The sequence below is a fragment of the Flavobacterium defluvii genome (assembly GCF_900129555.1).
Lineage (GTDB): Bacteria > Bacteroidota > Bacteroidia > Flavobacteriales > Flavobacteriaceae > Flavobacterium > Flavobacterium defluvii.
Map to the genome: position 1 here is coordinate 107,391 of NZ_FQWC01000012.1, position 16,542 is coordinate 123,932.

At 32.2% G+C, this 16,542-nt stretch carries 12 protein-coding genes; 3 read left to right on the plus strand and 9 right to left on the minus strand.

Annotation, left to right across the window (positions count from 1 at the left end):
* Positions 1-52 precede the first annotated feature (52 nt).
* The 4 genes from kdpF to BUC29_RS19995 all read right to left on the minus strand — a co-directional run bounded on the left by kdpF (position 53) and on the right by BUC29_RS19995 (position 4,639).
* Complete coding sequence (gene kdpF, locus BUC29_RS19980) at positions 53-130, minus strand: K(+)-transporting ATPase subunit F (RefSeq protein ID WP_073418200.1); 78 nt, start codon at positions 128-130, stop codon at positions 53-55.
* Between the two features lie 168 nt (positions 131-298).
* Complete coding sequence (locus BUC29_RS19985; RefSeq protein ID WP_073418170.1) at positions 299-580, minus strand: DUF7674 family protein; 282 nt, start codon at positions 578-580, stop codon at positions 299-301.
* Between the two features lie 225 nt (positions 581-805).
* Positions 806-2,149 (minus strand): sigma-54-dependent transcriptional regulator, encoded by a 1,344-nt coding sequence (locus BUC29_RS19990; RefSeq protein WP_073418172.1) that lies wholly within the window; start codon positions 2,147-2,149, stop codon positions 806-808.
* A 51-nt stretch (positions 2,150-2,200) separates the two neighbouring features.
* The gene (locus tag BUC29_RS19995) at positions 2,201-4,639 is read right to left on the minus strand and encodes a sensor histidine kinase (protein ID WP_084538692.1); all 2,439 of its coding nucleotides are present in this window, start codon (positions 4,637-4,639) and stop codon (positions 2,201-2,203) included.
* A gap of 207 nt (positions 4,640-4,846) precedes the next feature.
* On the opposite strand from BUC29_RS19995, the gene BUC29_RS20000 reads away from it, so the two are divergent.
* Complete coding sequence (locus tag BUC29_RS20000; RefSeq protein ID WP_073418176.1) at positions 4,847-6,820, plus strand: sigma 54-interacting response regulator; 1,974 nt, start codon at positions 4,847-4,849, stop codon at positions 6,818-6,820.
* Here the strand turns inward: BUC29_RS20000 and BUC29_RS20005 are convergent.
* Positions 6,817-7,602 carry an alpha/beta fold hydrolase gene (locus tag BUC29_RS20005; RefSeq protein WP_073418178.1) on the minus strand — a complete coding sequence of 262 codons (786 nt, stop codon included), beginning with the start codon at positions 7,600-7,602 and terminating at the stop codon, positions 6,817-6,819. The two genes, BUC29_RS20000 and BUC29_RS20005, sit on opposite strands and share 4 nt — an antisense overlap.
* Positions 7,603-7,887: 285 nt before the next feature.
* Here BUC29_RS20005 and BUC29_RS20010 point away from each other — a divergent pair, with 285 nt between their 5' ends.
* Complete coding sequence (locus BUC29_RS20010) at positions 7,888-9,108, plus strand: polysaccharide deacetylase family protein (RefSeq protein ID WP_073418180.1); 1,221 nt, start codon at positions 7,888-7,890, stop codon at positions 9,106-9,108.
* Between the two features lie 180 nt (positions 9,109-9,288).
* On the opposite strand, the gene BUC29_RS20015 is transcribed toward BUC29_RS20010, so the two are convergent.
* From BUC29_RS20015 to BUC29_RS20030, 4 genes are all read right to left on the minus strand, one after another.
* On the minus strand, positions 9,289-12,828 hold the full coding sequence (locus tag BUC29_RS20015) for an ABC transporter permease/M1 family aminopeptidase (protein WP_073418182.1): 3,540 nt from the start codon (positions 12,826-12,828) through the stop codon (positions 9,289-9,291).
* A 4-nt stretch (positions 12,829-12,832) separates the two neighbouring features.
* A complete protein-coding gene (locus BUC29_RS20020) occupies positions 12,833-13,717 on the minus strand; it encodes an ABC transporter ATP-binding protein (RefSeq protein WP_073418185.1) in 885 nt (294 codons plus the stop codon).
* A 117-nt stretch (positions 13,718-13,834) separates the two neighbouring features.
* Positions 13,835-14,041, minus strand: a complete 207-nt coding sequence (locus BUC29_RS20025) for a helix-turn-helix domain-containing protein (protein ID WP_073418187.1) — start codon at positions 14,039-14,041, stop codon at positions 13,835-13,837.
* A 2-nt stretch (positions 14,042-14,043) separates the two neighbouring features.
* Positions 14,044-14,559 carry a DUF2975 domain-containing protein gene (locus tag BUC29_RS20030; RefSeq protein WP_073418189.1) on the minus strand — a complete coding sequence of 172 codons (516 nt, stop codon included), beginning with the start codon at positions 14,557-14,559 and terminating at the stop codon, positions 14,044-14,046.
* A 175-nt stretch (positions 14,560-14,734) separates the two neighbouring features.
* Here BUC29_RS20030 and BUC29_RS20035 point away from each other — a divergent pair, with 175 nt between their 5' ends.
* Positions 14,735-15,748 (plus strand): LLM class flavin-dependent oxidoreductase, encoded by a 1,014-nt coding sequence (locus BUC29_RS20035; protein WP_073418191.1) that lies wholly within the window; start codon positions 14,735-14,737, stop codon positions 15,746-15,748.
* Positions 15,749-16,542 lie beyond the last annotated feature (794 nt).

Here is a 16,542-nt window from a genome sequence, read left to right on the forward strand (position 1 = left end):
TTTAGATTTTAGATTTCTCAGAGATAATCTTAAATTCTAAAAAAAATATTTTTTAAAATTTTTCGGGTTTGATTAATACATAAATCAAATACACGAAAACGGCGATTGAAACAATAAAGAGTGCTGTCATGATTTAGATTTTTTCAAAGAATTCAACAGATAAATAACAAATTCCAAACAGCACAACGGCCAGTCCGAGTAAAAGAAAAGTGATCATAATATTATTTTAGATTTTTAGATTGTAGATTTTAGATTAGTAGGGCGATTAAACAATTAAACAGTTAACCGATTAAACTTTTTAAACTCCCGAAGCATTAACTTGTTTGATATATTCTGCTTTAAGTGTCTGTGGAAAAAGATGTGAGATATTGCAATGACGCATTTCCATAAAAGACGAAACCGAAAAAACGTATACGTTGGAAATTGCATTTTTAGTTTCGATGCTTCCGTTTATAAATAGCCGTTCGGCAAGGGCTAAACATTTTTTAGCCCGAACGATATTACCGCAGATAATATTTTTTTTAGTAATGTCAGCAAATCGTTCTGCTTGTTTGTAGATTGAGGTAACTTGATTTTTCATTTGGAATGAATTTTTAATGTTCTTCCTCTTTATGCCAAAAGATGTTCCGAAAAAGTCAAGTTATGTCTAAAGTGTTGTAAATAAAAGAAATGTAGTTTTGTGCCAAAAATCAGGCATAAAAAAAAGCCTATCAAAATGATAAGCTTTTATTGAAATGATAAGGTGATAATTAATTAAAAATTAAAAATTGAGAATTAAAAATTACCATAGTTATTCGAATTTATTCTATTGAATCCCATATTCTTCAATCTTTCTATACAAAGTTGCAATCCCAATCTCCAGTAATCTGGCAGTTTCAGCCTTATTTCCTTTTGTATAATTTAAAACCTTTTGAATATGTAATTTCTCAATACTCTGCATCGAAAATGCCGACATTGGTTTCGAAGTATTTTCAGCCTGATGCTGCATTTCATAAGGCAAGACATCGGAAGTCAAAATATCGCCACTGCTCAAAATAACCGATCTTTCGATGACATTTTTAAGCTCACGAATATTTCCCGGCCAGGAATAATTTTCTAATTTTTGTAGAAAATCATCTGCAATCTGTAAAGCTTTTTTATTCGTTTTTTCTGAAAATTGCTTTACGTAATAATTCGCTAATAGGGGAATATCTTTAATTCTTTCTCGCAGAGAAGGCAGTTTAATTTCAAAAATATTTAAACGGAAATACAAATCAGAGCGAAAACGATGTTCATCACTTTCTGTTTTTAAATCTCGGTTTGTAGCCGCAATTAATCTGAAATTTGATTTTTTCGGAGTTGTATCTCCAACAGGAATATATTCGCTGGTTTCTAAAACACGAAGTAATTTTGCCTGAAGATCAATTGGCATTTCACCAATTTCATCCAGAAACAAAGTTCCGCCGTTTGCTTCTTCAATAAAACCTTTTTTGTCTTTTACAGCTCCAGTAAAAGCACCTTGTTTATGACCGAAAAGCTCGCTTTCTAAAATTTCTTTAGTGAAAGTACTGCAGTTCAACGCCACAAAAGATTTTCCTGCACGGTTGCTATTTTCGTGAATCGCCTGCGCAAAAACTTCTTTTCCCGTTCCGGTTTCTCCAGTCAGTAAAACAGTCGAATCGGTTTTGGCTACTTTTTGTGCTAAATCAATAACTTGTTCAATCCCTTTTGATTTTCCTATAATAGTATTGAAAGAATATTTGTCGTTGATTCGTTTTTCAAGCTGCTGGACTTTTTTCTGCAAATGCACTTTTTCGACAGCTTTATAAAGAAGCGGAATAATTTTATCGTTATCGTCGCCTTTTACAATATAGTCGAATGCGCCATTTTTCATCGCCTGAACACCATCTGGAATATTCCCAAAAGCCGTCAGCAGAATTACTTCTGTTAGAGGGAAACTATTTTTTATGTTTTGAAGAAAATCAACACCGTTTCCGTCAGGAAGTTTTACATCGCACAAAACGACATCAATTTCGGTTTGTTCCAGTTTCTTAAAACCTGATTTTAGATCTTTGGCTTCAAAAACTTCAAATCCTTCCGATTTTATAATTCTTGCCAGCAGACTTCTTAGTTTTTCTTCGTCGTCTATAATTAAAATTTTGTGTGTCATTTTGCAGATAAGCTAAAACCGAATTGATATTTTGATGTACAAATTTAGGTTTTAAATCACTTTCCTTTTTTGATTCAGAGGAAATTCTTGAGAAAATTCTATTTTCAAAATAGTTCCGTTATTATTTTCCATCGTTAATTTTCCTTCAAGATCATCGGTTAAACCTTTTATTAAACTCATTCCAAAAGAGTTTGCTTTCTTATCACTAAGATTTGCATCAAATCCAATTCCGTTATCAGCAATTGTCAACAAATATTGGTTTTCACCTTTTGTTTCAAGCGTCACGTAAATCATTCCTGTTTTGTCTTCAGGAAAAGCATATTTGATCGAATTAGTAATAGCTTCATTCAGAATCAATCCCAACGGAACGGCATGTGCAACGTCTAATTCCAGCGGATCAATTTTAACTTCAAAACGAATTCTTTGTCCAAGCGAAAAAGATTCTCTTAAATATTCGACCAATTCTTTAATATAATTAGGCATATTAATCGTCGAGATATTTTCAGAGTTGTATAATTTTTGATGAATAAGAGACATTGAATGAATTCTATGCTGACTGTTTTTAATTGCCGATAGTGCCATATCGTTTTCTAAATAAGCCGATTGCGAATTCAAAAGACTAATTACCGTTTGAAGATTATTTTTTACACGATGATGAATTTCTTTCAAAAGCCATTCTTTTTCATCCAAAAGATGTTTGAGATTGATATTTTTCTGGTTGATTTCTTTTTCTTTAATTTCGAGTTTAGCGTGATTTCGCTGTTTTAAACGATATCGATTGTACAATAACGCGATAATAACGAGCAATAAAATCAAACTCCAAATAGATACACTATTTAGAAGTTTTGATTTTTGTAATTCGCTTTCCTGCAGTTCAGACTGATCGTTTAAAAGCTTAATTTTTTGTTCTTTATTGGCCGTTTCATAATTGATTTTTAGTTCTTCAATTTGTTTGTTTTTATCAACTCCATGAATAGAATCGGTTAGTTTTTTGTAATTTTTATAATGTTCTAATGAAGCTTTATAATTACCATTAATCGAATCTGTTTTATAATACAAAAGCAAAAGTGCCGGAGAATTGTATCGTCCTTTATTAGATTCTAAAAGTGAAAAAACTTTATCGGCATAAAATTTTGCTTCTTTAGGTTTTTTAGTTCTAATATAAAAAAGTGCAATTACGGTATATTGATGGGTAATTTCTCTAAAAGTTTCAGGGGAATCAATCATCTTAGAATAATATGCCGACTCTTTAAAATATTTTTCGGCCTGTGCAAAATTTTTCAATTCATCATAACAATTGGCTTTAACAAAAGCCAAAGACATTTTATCAAAAATACTTTTTGGAGGATATTTTGAGGTCATTAAATCAATATATTCAAGTGCTTCTTTTGTTTTACCTTTTAATGATATAGCGGCAACTGCACTAAAAAAACTTTTATACCAAGTGCCAGTATCAAATGTATGCTGTCCAATTTCAATGCTTTTTTTGTAGAGCTCCAGCGCTTCTTCATGATGGCCATAGTTGTTATAAACGTCTCCTAAGCGCATATAAAATATATCGCCAAATGTATAATCCTTTTCAGCTTCCATTCTCTTGACACTTTTCAGGGCATAGTATAAAGCTGTTGGAATGTTGCTTTGTGCAAGTTCAATATAAACAAGTGTTGTTTCTGCAAATTGCTGGTGGCTAAAACCAATTTTTCGTAAATCGATCAGGTTTTGATATAGTCTTCTTTTGGCCTCGTTTACTTTTCCTCCCCAAAAATAAATGGTTGTAATTTTCATGTAATTTTCAATTCTTTTCTCCTCAAGTTTTAGAGAATCATAAATTGAAACAACCTTTTGCAGTATTTTTTCTTTTTCGGGATCGAGATTAAATAAAAGAGTTCCGTAAGCGTCAAGAGCTTCTGCAAGAGCTTTTTTATCATTTTGTTTTCGGCAGTCGGCTATAACCTGTAAAAATATTTTTTTGCCTTCCGGCTGATTATTTGCCTGAAAATAATATTTACCTAAAAGCAATAAACTCTGCTGCTGCCATTTTTTTATTTTTAGCTGCTTACTCACAATAACAGCTTCATCAATATAAGTTTTAGCATTTTGAAGATCCTGAGGTTTTGTTCCTGGTTTAAAAAGATAAAAATTTCCTAATTGAAGTAATAATTTGACTTTATCTTCTCCTTTTGTTTTTGGCAGCAGTTTTTTTACCGAATTTATATCTCCTTTTTCTATTAAATCTTTTCCAATTACATACGCACCATTGTTAAAGCCTTCGTCATAAGCCATAGAAACAGGAAGTTTATATGCTTTGCAGGCCAAAACCACAGAACTGTCTACATCTATTGCTCCCTGATTAGCATTAAATAAATACATCGAACAGGCTTGTATTAATAATCTTTTTTTGGGAAGATCATATTTAGCAACTGAAGGTGATAGCTGTGCAATGACACTATAATGGATTAGAAATATTAAAAAGAAAACAATTCGTTTCATAATGGGTTAAAAATTAGTTTTTTGGATTGGTTTTAATAAACAAATATAGAGATAAAGAAGTCTGCTTTTTTTGAAAAAAATCAAGAAAATTCACATTAAATATGTTTTTTTTGATTTAATTTTTTCAAAACGCTGAAATTACTGGAGAGATTTAACTAATTTTATGACAGTAAATTACGAGATTATAATATAAAAAATACTACATTTATGGGAACCTTGTCTGATAAAAACCCTAAATCTGACGAAAATGACTTTCAAAAACAAATTTTAATTGTTGAAGATCAATTTATTGAAGCACATGATTTGCAATTAATTCTCGAAAAAGCAAATTATAAAGTTATAGGAATTGTGCGATCTGTAGATCAGGCTTTGGATGTAATTCAGACCCAAAAACCAGATTTGGTATTTTTGGATATTATGCTCAAAGGAGATAAAAACGGAATCGATCTGGCACATATTTTAAAAGAAAAAAATATTGGTTTTATTTTTATTTCTGCGAATTCGAGCAAACGGATTTTAGATCAGGCAAAAACCACGCAGCCATATGGATTTATTGTAAAACCATTTCGAGAACAGGATATTTTAACTACACTTGAAATCGCTTTTTACAGACAAAAATACAGTCTCGAATCGCAGCTAATGCAGCAGTTGGAACTCAAAAATAAGATTTCAGAATTAATACATTCAAACCTTAAACTCGAAGATGCTTTATTGTCTTTTGCCAAAACAATTCAAACTTTTATTTGTTTTGATTATCTCGAAGTTGGATTTGTAAATGCAGAACAATATGCAAATCTAGGAATCATCCGAAAAAATATTGATCAATATCAGATTATTAATGTAGAAAAGCTTTCTCAGATTGCTGATATATCAATTGAAGAATTAAACGAAACCTATATAAAATCGCAGATAGATATAAAACCGGTTATTTACAGCGAAGAATCGTTGATAAATAATTTTCAGGCCGCGCCGATAAAAGGAATTATTTCGCATAATTTCGGAATCAAATCTTATCTCGTTTTTCCACTTTCAATCGCTGCTTTACAGCATTTTTGTTTTACTTTTTACAGTCGTAATTTTAACGTTTATTCAAATGAAAACCTGAAATTATTGTCCAATCTCGAAAATACATTTTCACAATTTATTTCTCGTTTTTATTCTGCCGAAAAAATAGTTGTTGAAACAAAAGAAATTCCGCAGAAAAAAGAAAAAACAGAAAACATAAAATCAGGTTTTGAAGGGATAATTGGAAACAGTTCGCAAATGGTAACCGTTTTTAATTATATCAAAAAAGTAGCGCCATCAGATACTTCGGTTTTAATTTTAGGCGAGAGTGGAACAGGAAAAGAAAAAATTGCTAAAAGTATTCACGATTTATCGCCTCGTAAAGATAAACCGCTCATTATTATAAATTGTGGCGCCATTCCTGAAAATCTTGCAGAATCATTACTTTTCGGACATGAAAAAGGTGCTTTTACCGGAGCGACAGATAAACGAATTGGAAAATTTGAACTGGCAAACGGCGGAACAATTTTTTTGGATGAAATAGGAGAGATGCCGATGGAACTTCAGGTAAAATTATTACGCGTTTTACAAGAGCGTGAAATAGAAAGAGTGGGCGGATTAATGCCTATAAAAATCGATGTTCGCATTATTGCAGCTACAAATAAAAATCTCGAAGAAGAAGTTGCAGCTGGACGTTTTAGAATGGATTTGTATTACCGACTTCATGTTTTCCCAATCATGGTTCCGTCATTAAAAAAGAGAAAAGAAGATATTCCGGAACTGGCCGATCATTTTATAAAAATATATAGCGAAAGAACAAACAGAAAAGCTCCGACACTTTCGGATAACGCTTTACAGCAAATAACAAATTACGACTGGCCGGGAAATATTAGAGAACTTGAGCATCTTATACAGCGTACACTACTTCTTACAGAAGGCAGTACAATTAAATCTATTGAATTTTCACCTTCGTCAAAAATACATACACAGCAAAATACCGATTCATTTTCGATAAAAACAATTATGGAAAATGAACGCGATTACATTTTGTATATACTCAAAAAATGTAACGGAAAAATTTCAGGCGCAGGCGGCGCTGCAGAAATTCTGGATATTCATCCCTCGACTTTAAATTCAAAAATTAAAAAGCTGGAAATTAAGAGAGAAATAAGTTAGGTAACTTTCTCAATCCATTTTGCCGCACACTCAGCAACTTCCTTCCATTCTGGATTGAGAATGACAAAATGATTTTTGTTTTTAAATTCTTTATAACAGGTTATAGAATGTATATTTCTATGTTTTCGGTAGTTCCATTTAACCAGTTTTGGCGAAATAATTTGGTCTTCTGAACCAGAAATAAAAAATAACGGAACATGTTTTTTTCTAAAATTAATTTTAGCATTTTTTGAAAAGAGATTTCGCAATGCTTTTTTAGATTCAGGAATTGTAAATTTCTCATACTCGTTTTTTTGTTCTTCTATAGACAAAAAATTGAAAAATGTATTTTTCCAGTTTTCGAATGATAAAAAGAAAGTTTTTCCTGAAGAAAAAATACCGGATGAAAAACGTATAATAAAAGCATAAAAAGAAAATTTTATATTCGTGAAACCCTTTGGAGGAAAAGAATTAATGCATATTGCAGCCTCGGCTAAATCCTTCTGAACCAGTAATTGTACTAAAAGCCCACCGTATGAATGTCCAACTAAAATAGGTTTTTCTGGAAGTTTTTCAATGATTTCGGTATAATAACACAAAAGATCAAACAAAGATATTGTGCCGATTTTTAGACATGCATTGTGTTTTCTTAAATTCTCAACCGAATCATTTTTATGCAGCCACGGTGGAGCCACAACTTTATATCCTTTATTTTCAAAAAACGTGAGCCATTCCCCCCAATAAAAATGGCTCACAAAAGCTCCCGAAATAAACACTATCGTTTTGGTATTTGAAAGATACATAACAGGAATTTTTAGATTATATTTTTAAATGCAATCTGCATGCCTGTTTATTAAGTCTTGATTCTTGAAGGATTTTTCGGTATTTGGACTTAAATTGAATTATTATATTTCGTTAATATTTTTTAATGTATTGAAATATCATGCTTTTTAAATTTTTGATGTCATAAAATTAGACGCTGATTTTAGGAAATGAGTCCGTTTCATCGGTGTTCAATTATTAAGTTCAATATTTATCAATTTATTTTAAAGTATACGTATCTTAGAACTTTTAATTTTAACCTAAAAATGAGAATACCACATTTCAGAATAAAACTATTTTTATTCAGCTTCATTCTTTTATTTCAATCATCATTAAATATCATTTATTCACAAAATGATTCCGAAAAAACAAAAAGCATTTCCTTTAAAATCAAATTAAAATCAGATAGCGAAGTCAAAATAAAACCCGCAGCTTTAAAATTCAACAAACATTTTGCTTACAGTTTTACACTTGATGATGGATATCGATCGGCTTATTTAACTGCATTTCCATTATTGAATGGCGGAAAAATCAGCAATCCGAATAAAAACGAATGGAAAGTAGATCAGGGTGGAGATGGAACAACTTCAAAAGGCCTTTATTATACAGATGGATTTGGAAATAAAATCCCGTTTAAATTAGCTTTGGCTATAAATGGTGGTTCAGTTCGTGATATGCCTGAAAACCGCGGACATCTTTCCTGGGCAGAAGTAAAAGAAATGTACAATGCAGGATGGGACATTTTGAATCATGGTTTTCACCACGCAACAAAACACGGGACTAATTATTTGACAGAAGTAACCGAAAATACGACTTCGATAAAACAAAATCTGAATTTTACAATGTCACATTTTGTGGTTCCTGGCGGAGAAGGCGATGAGAAGTATTATTTAGAATATGAAAAAGAAGCTTTGTATAACGGAAATTTTTCGGTTGCATCTTATTATGGTGTTGGACCAGTTTTTAAAGTAAAATCTAAAGTTGATTTAGATAAAATGATTACGGCCAGAACTTTTGTACTGAGTTCAAAAGACACAACCGGTTTTAAAACAATGGATCGTTATTTAAAAACCATAGATTCGATTGTAAAACAGGCTGAACCTGTTTGGTTTAACGAATTTACACACGGAACCGGAAATACAAATTTGTGGAATTTAAGCATGCGTTTTCCCGATTTTAAATATTATATGACAGCGCTTGCCAAAAAATATGGAGAAAAAGGAAACGATTCTGTCTGGATGGCGCCGTGGCAGGAAGTTTACGAATATATTTGGTTAAGAGACAGAATCAAAGTTGATTTTAAGCAAAAAAATAAAGAAGTTCAAGTTACGATTGAACTGCCTGAAATTCCTGAAACGTTTCGCCACAAAGAGATTTCATTAAATATAGGAACGTCATCCAAATTCGAAATCGAATCCAGTAAAGACTTGATGATAAAAGATGATGGAAAAACAACGCATAAGCAGATTTTGATTCACCTGAAATAAAATAGTTCGTATAATTTAACACATAGAAACATAGTTTATCAAAATGCTGAAATGGCGTTTCACTTACATAAATGCACATAGTAAGCTATGTGTTAGAAACTAGTTTCTTTTAATTACATTTTTATATAAAGAAAAATCTATGTTTCTATGTGTTTAAAAAATTTGGCACAACGAAATAAATTAATCAATCTCTTTTTCGTTGTCCTTTATAAAAGTGTCAATATTCATTAAATAGGGATCTATCACAATTCGTTGAGGTTTTGTCCTTAGTCTAACTTTTTCTTCAATTTTATTGCTTTTTATAGCAAAAGGATAACGAAATAATTTTCCGTTTTCATCGTAAATTCCAATATCAATTGTTGAGTCGTTTGCAATTGGTTTTCGTTTCCCAGTTGCATTTTCTCTGAATTTTTCAGAAACCGCTTTAAAAGAAACTTCATAAAAACCATTCTTTTTAATACTCGAAACCGATTCTATTTTTGACGAATACGTAATAATCTGCTTAAACATTTCATCTAATTTAGAATGCAGTTTCTTATCTGCGACTGCATAAATTTCCTTTAGTAAGCTTTCAGAATCGGGAAACGGATTTGGGTATTTGTAATGATTCAGAAAATTTTTCAAAGCCAGATTCACTTTTTCTTCACCAATTAAAATTCTAAGCTGATGCATAACCAGCATTCCTTTATCATAGGGTAAATGCGGCGTATCATAGTTTGTTTTATACAAAGGCGTTTCAGGATCATAACTTCGGCTGCTCAAATATAAATCGAGATGAATTTTTAAAGTTTCGAGCGCTTTTTCCAAACCATGTTCTTTTTCATACAACATCAGTTCCGTGTATTGTGCCAGGGTTTCGGTTAAAATCCAGCTACCCTCTTTCTGTTCAGGACTTATCTGCGAATTTCCCCACCATTCATGCGACAATTCATGGGCCGTTAATTGATTAATTACATCTTCTTTATCCTTGTTGTTGAGGTTACTGTAAAAACCAAAATTTTCTTTCATAAAAACCGTAGACGGATAAGAAGTTGCAGCAAATCCATCGGCGAAAGCAGAAACTTCAGCATAACGAATAGTCTTATAAGGATATTTCCCAAAATTATTTTGGCAGTAATCTAAAGTCTTTTTTACATCCTCAATTAGTTTTTTGATGTTTCTGGAATGCCTTTTATCATAATAAACTTCAATAGAAATGCCTTTATAATTGTTTTTTTGAATTTGATATTCAGAAGAAGAATAAGCAAAGCGAAACGGAATTTTTCCATTTGATTTATAATGAAAATAATTGCGGTTGCTTTTTTTCCATTTTCCAATTAAATCGCCAACGCCAATTGCTGTTTGATTTTCAGATGTCGAAACCACAGCGTCATAATCGATAAAATCATATCTAATTTCTGATTTATCTTCAAGCTTTTTAAGCGGAGTCTGCGGTTTCAAATGTCTTTTGTTTCGTTCCTTTTTACTGCTGATTTCATTCGATTCCTGATAACCAAAAAGCGGAAAGTAACGGCTTATTCGCATAAAAGAACCATTTTCTATGATAGAATTAAAGGCTGTATGTTCTTTAAATGGCGACCAATACGACTCAAAAGAAAAATTCATTTTCATTTTCTGTTGAGGCTGCAAAGGGTTTTCCAGTCGATACCAATAATGATGGAATGCCGAAACATCATCCAGATTTTTAGAATTTGGAATGGCAACAGAAGTCAGTTTTGAATTTTGATCTATATATAGGAGTAAACTATCAATCGTTTTTTCAGAATTATTTACCAATTCATAAGTTCCTTTTACTTCGTAACGGTTTTCTTCAGGAAATAAATCAACATTGCTTTTTACAGAAACAATTGCCGGCTGAGCCAGATTTGTATATTTTTTAAATTGAAGTTCGTAATTCTCGCTCCAATTATTCTGATCTTCTTCTGTCAAATAGGGATATTCAATATTTGTTTTGTAAAAAAGATAACTTCCAAAACCAATAAAAAGAAAAACTCCCAAGCCAAAAGTTGTCTTTTGAATTGTATTGAATGAATTCCTGCGAAAGGTTTTTACAATTGAAGCATTGCGTTTCCATAAAATTCCAGTCAAAGACAAAAGCACTAAAGCCAAACCAAGATTGTAAAACATCTTAATATGAAACGGAAAAGTATAAGCCCCAAAACCATTCAAATCAAAATATTCTCTTTTGAAAGAATCTCCAAATCGTAATAACGGATGCGAAATTCCTAGTTGTTCACCAATTCCGGTGCAAAACAAAATACAGATAAATGCGGAAACGGTCAATCCGAAATATTTGTTTTTAATAAAAGTCTGAATCGCAATTATCAAAATAGAGATCAACAACAATGGAAATCCGAGATAATAAAATAGAGAAAGATAAAGACCAATTTCGATTGGGGCATTTGCATTCACAATCTGAAATCCGCATCCAATCAAAATACTAATGCTGATAATAATTAACGGAATGATAAAAAGCGCTGTCAATTTGGATAGTAACACTACAAATTGAGAATACGGCGCAGTATTTTCCAGCATTTCAAATCTTGAATTTTCACTTCGGTTTAACAATTCACTGCTGTAAAAAAGAAGGATTAAAATTAGAATAAACGGCAAACGATCCATTATCGTGGAAATCATCAAAGCGGTATCCGTAATTTTTTCTGCTAATCGTATTCCGCCGTCAATTTCATCCGAAATCTCAATCATCAATAACCCCGAAAATAAAAGAAAAATTAATAAAAACGGAATTCCTTTCAAGACCAAAAAAATATCCATTTTGATATTGCTTTTAAAAACAGCCCAATTATGATTGAAAGTTTTGAATTCGATGTTTTTTGGAATTTTCGAAGAAAGGACTTTTGTTTCTTCTGAAATAACTTTAGGAGTTTTTACCTTTTTGTTTCTCGTTTTTCTAAAAGAAAACAATCTATAGGAAACAAAAAGTAAAAACAGCGCAATAGAAATCCAAAGTATTCTATTGAATAAAAAGTTCCCCGAAAGCGAAATTAATTGGGTATTTTTTTCGATAGAAGTCCAATATCTCGTTTGTTCTAAAAATGCTGCCAATCCAAACGGATCTATTTTTGCCGCCAAAGACATGGCTTTCGCCGAAGAAGGAGAAGCGTTTGCAAATATGGGCGAATTCGAAAAAATCGATCCCGTTATATATAATATGTAGACTAATAAACCTCCAACATAAACAAAAAGTTTACTTCTCCTAAGCCAGGCCAAAGCCGTCAATATAGAAAGACACAAGAAAATATTCGGAATTACAATCACAAAATACGGCCAGAGATAATTCATAATTTCAAAAGGTCCGATTTCACTTTTAGAAAGCCATGACATTTGATGACCAATGATCATTCCGACTATAAACATTCCAAAAGAAACTACGGCAATTATAAATGCGGTAATAAATTTTGGAGCCAAATAATGAAACTTAGAAATAGGAGAGGAGAAAATAATCGAATCAAATTTTGTTTCATATTCCTTTAAAAAACTCTGTGCAGCCTGAAGTGTAATCGAAAATATTGTCATCAGCGAAATCAAACCAATCGCATAAGTCAATACATACGGACTATTTTTGTAAGCACCCGAAAAAGAGAAATTCGCAAAAGCGCTCACAAAAAATCCTAAAATCAAATAAACGATAAATGTGGCATAAAAAGTCCAGGTTCTGGTATTGTTATGCCATTCGAATTGAATTAATCTAGAAAGCATAACTTTAATTTTTAAGTTGATTTTGAGCTAAAGCACTAAAATAAACATCGCTCAAATCTGGCGATATCAATTCAAAACCAGAATCCGGTCTTTCGTCTGAAAAAACGTGAATATTGATTTTTCCTGAATTTAAGTTTGACGAAATGATATTAAAGTTCGATTGATGCTCATTCAGTTCAATTTTTTCAATCGCTTTCATCCAGATTTTAGCTTTCAAAGAATCGATCGCTTGATTTGGTTTTCCTTCCAAAATTAATTTTCCGTTAGAAATAATAGCCATTTTTGGGCATAGATCACGAACATCTTCTACAATATGAGTAGATAAAACTACAATAATGCTTTCGCCGATTTCACTTAAAAGATTGTTGAATCGGTTTCTCTCTTCCGGATCAAGTCCCGCAGTAGGTTCATCCACAATAATAATTTTCGGATTTCCAAGCAACGCCTGAGCAATTCCAAATCGCTGACGCATTCCGCCAGAAAAAGAATGAACGGCTTTGTCTTTGTGCTTCAGTAAATTTGTTTGCTGCAATAAATATAAAATCTGATCGTGTCGTTCCTTCTTATTCACAATTCCTTTCAAAACCGCCAAATGATCCAGTAAACGATAAGCAGAAACCTTTGGATAAACACCAAATTCCTGTGGCAGATAACCCAAATTTTCTCTAATGAACATTGGGTTTTCGATAATATTAGTTCCGTTAAATTCAATAATTCCAGAAGTTGGTTCCTGCAAAGCAGCAATCGTTCGCATTAAAGTCGATTTTCCTGCTCCGTTTGGTCCAAGCAGGCCAAACATTCCGTTTGTAATTTCAAGCGATAAGTGGTCAATCGCTTTTGTGCCGTTCTCATACGTTTTGCTGAGATTTTTGATTGATAAACTGTTCATTTTTTGATTGATTTTTGATGATTATATAAATTATAGTTTGAAAAAATTAGGCAATAGAATCCTTGTCGGCTTCAAAAACCGATTTTTTATAAAGAAGAAATAAGATTTTAAAGAAAGCTATTCTGCTATATATTCTAAAATATCGCCAGGCTGGCAATCCAATATTTTACAAATAGCTTCGAGAGTGTCAAACCGAATTCCTTTTGCTTTTCCAGTTTTTAGAATCGATAAATTGGCAGGTGTAATATCTAGTTTTTCTGCCAACTCTTTACTCTGCATCTTGCGTTTGGCAAGCATTACATCAACATTTACAATTATTGGCATAGTTATATAAATAAGTCTTGTTCATTTTGAAGGTTTAAACCCTGTTTAAAAATGGCAGCTAAAAAATAAGCAAAAGCCCCAAGCATTCCGTGAAGTATAATAAAAAGCCAAACTTCATTATCCAGCGGAACAAAAAAGAAAGCTATAAATAGTACTCCACTCGGAATTAATAAATTTGATAAATAGAAGCGTCTTAAATGTGAAACTCCGTTTGGCGTAAATAATTTTGGCTGAAAAAATACTTTAAAAACATTACTGCTCAATAAAAAGAAAAGTCCATATAAACTCAACGGTGCCAAAAAGTCAAAAAGAATGTACGGGAGGTTATAATCTCCAAGCATTAACGGATGAGAAGTAAAAGGATAACAAACCTGAAAATACTTTGCATTATCTTTAAAGGTCAAAAACAATCCTGTTATTAAAGTAAAAACAGAATAAGAAGCCAAAAAGAAATAAACCACAGATAAAAATCGGGTGAAATAAAATAATATTCTCGATACAATATGAGTTGTCTTCATATATAAAAAAATTGATTTGATATTGCAAATGTATAATTAATTATTTTAAAACAATAATTAATTATTAAAAAATTATATTTGAAAGCGGTTTGATTAATATTATAATTCTATTAACATTACAAAACTAAAGGCATCCGAATAAATGAGTTAATTTTGCATATTAGCATTTTTTTATATGAAAAAACCAATTTCGGTCTCGTTATTAGACCTCGCTATCATTACTCAGGATAGCAATGCCACAGAAACATTTCAAAAAACAAAGGACATAGCGCAATTAGCAGATACTTTAGGATACAAGCGGTTTTGGCTTGCAGAACATCACAATATGGCACACGTTGCCAGTACAGCTACGGTTGTTTTAATTGGATATATAGCAAGTCAGACAAAAAATATCCGCGTAGGTTCTGGCGGAATTATGCTTCCAAATCACTCACCTTTGGTAGTGGCAGAACAATTTGGAACTTTAGAAACGCTTTATCCTAATCGAATCGATTTAGGTTTAGGAAGAGCTCCGGGAACAGACCAGCCAACTGCCGAAGCAATTCGAAAAGACTTTTTTGAACAGGCGCAGCGTTTTCCGCAAAATGTAAGCAGACTTCAGGAGTATTTTTCAACTGAAAATGCCACAGGAAAAGTACGTGCTTTCCCAGCTGAAGGATTAAAAGTTCCAATTTGGATTTTAGGATCAAGTATGGATAGTGCAGCTTTAGCAGCGGCTTACGGATTACCCTATGCTTTTGCCGGGCACTTTGCACCAAAACTAATGATTCAGGCATTTGAATTCTACCGGGAAAATTTCCAGCCTTCAGAATATTTAGATAAACCCAAAACAATGGCTTGTCTGAATATAATTGCAGCAGATACCAATGAAGAAGCAGAACTATTGTCTACAAGTTTGTATCAAATGTTCCTGAATCTAATTAGAAACGATCGTAAAGGTTTACAGCCACCCGTTCCTTCATTAGATGATATTATGAACGAAGCAGAACGTTTCCATGTCAATCAAATGACAGCCGGAACCTTCACAGGAAACAAAGAACAATTAATAACTGATTTGAAAAAGTTTATCGACTATGCAAGAATTGACGAACTAATGGTAACAAGTCCAATCTTCGATCATCAGGCAAAACTAAAAAGCATTCAAATCACAAAAGAAGCAATCGATAGTCTAAATACTATACTTATATAAGTATACATATATAAGAGTACACTGCATCAATAACCCGACAGGTTTCCAAAACCAGTCGGGTTTGTTTTTTATATACATATATATGTATATAGTGTGGTTGAATTCCATTTTCTGTAGAGAAGCACCGCAGTGCGTCTTATGCGCAAAGTGTATAATTTTGCGATCTAATGTAATTCAAATCCTTTTGGTTTGTAATTTACAAGAATTGGAATCTTGATTTTATAAGGAGCCGATCCCGCTATGCGTTCCAATCTTTTGTGCCGAACCCTGGCACAAAAGGATTTCCACTTCTATCGGGGCTATGAAAATTGTTTTCAGTAGAAAATCTAGGTAAGAAGAAGAATTTGGCAAAAAGAAGGGTAAAACTGGGTGATAAAAACGTTTTTGGCGGCAAAAGGGAGATTTAAAAAGATTATTTATCCTTTAAAAAGAGGATAAAAGCTTAAAAATTCCGCAAAAAAAGAAAACAAAAACAACAGTAAAATATCAAAACTCTATCATAACAAAGAAAAATCGTACGTAAAGTTAAAAAAGTTTAAAATGTAAATAAGCTGTTATGAGACAGTTAAGAAATAAATCAAAAAAAGAATAAAAAAACTTGGGGAAAGTTGTTGTATAAATGGAAAAAGGTTCTACTTTTGCACCCGCAACAGCGAAAAACGCTCTTCGAAATACTGACAGGTTGTATTGAATTAGTGAAAAGAAATTTTCGAAAAAAAGATTCAAAAAAGCTTGTGAGATTTGAAAATGCTTTTTACATTTGCACCCCGCAAAACACGGAAAGCTCTTTGATA